Annotated in this window: 1 protein-coding gene; it reads right to left on the reverse strand. The window is 64.2% G+C overall.

Going from position 1 to position 1,476, the window contains the following annotated elements:
* Positions 1-33: 33 nt before the first annotated feature.
* A complete protein-coding gene (locus tag CSQ99_RS30555) occupies positions 34-1,341 on the reverse strand; it encodes an IS256 family transposase (protein ID WP_099042694.1) in 1,308 nt (435 codons plus the stop codon).
* Between the last annotated feature and the right edge of the window lie 135 nt (positions 1,342-1,476).

Raw genomic sequence — 1,476 nt, forward strand, 5'->3', positions numbered from 1 at the left:
GAGATATTGTCAAGACCTGTGGATGAGGTTGTTTCAGGCGACCTCGGTTTCGGTTGATTCGTCGCTCTCGGCGGGTGTGATGCCAACGGGCCGTTCGAGTAGCTTGCCTTTGTGGAACACCGCGCCGGCACGGACCAGCGCGACCAGGTGTGGTGCGTTCACGGCCCGCCAGCGGGCTTGGGCAGCGTCGATCAGCTTGTAGGCCATGGCAATTCCCGCCGCGCGGGATCCGGGGCCCTTGGTGACCTTGGTCCGCAACCGCACGGTGGCGAAAGTCGACTCGATCGGATTGGTAGTTCGCAGGTGGATCCAATGCTCGGCCGGATATTTGTAGAACTCCAGGAGCACATCGGCATCATCGACGATCTTGGCGACCGCTTTGGGGTACTTGGCGCCGTAGTCGACCTTGAAGGCCTTGATCGCGACCTGGGCCTTGTCGATATCCTCGGCGTTGTAGATCTCCTTGATCGCGGCCAACGCAGCTGGGTGCGCTGATTTCGGCAACGCAGCAAGCACATTGGCCTGCTTGTGGAACCAGCAGCGTTGCTCCCGGGTGGCCGGGAACACCTCCCGGATGGCCTTCCAGAACCCCAACGCGCCGTCACCGACGGCCAGCACCGGCGCGGTCATCCCACGACGACGGCAGCCCCGCAGCAGATCCGCCCACGACTCGGTCGACTCCCGGTATCCGTCGGCCAGGGCGACGAGTTCCTTGCGGCCATCGGAGCGCACGCCGATCATCACCAACAGGCAGAGCTTCTCCTGCTCGAGGCGGACCTTGAGGTGGATGCCGTCGACCCACAGGTAGACGTAATCGGCGCCCGAGAGGTCACGCTCGCCGAAAGTCTTCGCCTCGTCCTGCCATTGGCTGGTGAGCCGGGTGATCGTCGTGGCCGACAGTCCGGCGCTCGAGCCGAGAAACTGCTCCAGCGCCGGACCGAAGTCACTCGTCGAGAGCCCGTGCAGGTACAGCAGTGGCAGCACCTCGGTCATCTGCGGGGACTTGCGTGCCCACGCCGGCAGGATCGCCGAGGAAAACCGTTGCCGCTCACCGGTAACGGCGTCGATGCGCTTGTCGTTGACCCGCGGGGCGGTCACCGTGACCGCACCCGCGGCGGTGAGGATGTCACGTTCGTGGTGATAGCCGTTGCGGACCACCAGACGCCGACCGTTGTCGTCGACCTCACCGGCATGGGCGTCGACGTAGGCGGCTACTTCAGCCTGCAGTGCCGCCGCCAACATCTGCCGCGCACCGTCGCGGACGATCTCATCCAACAGCGACCGACCAGCACCGCTGCCGTTCTCGTTGGCTGATTCCGCGTCGTGAACTACCGTGAGCATGGGCGTACCTTCCCAACCAGCGCGCCAACGCCGGTCTTGATCGAGATCCTGTTTCCGTGATGATCATCCTCGGGAAGGTGCGCCCACTTTCACGCCACCTCGCCGAGGCTCATCCACAGGTTCTGATCATTGCTC

It is taken from the genome of Mycobacterium neglectum (assembly GCF_002591975.1).
Classification (GTDB): Bacteria; Actinomycetota; Actinomycetes; order Mycobacteriales; family Mycobacteriaceae; genus Mycobacterium; species Mycobacterium neglectum.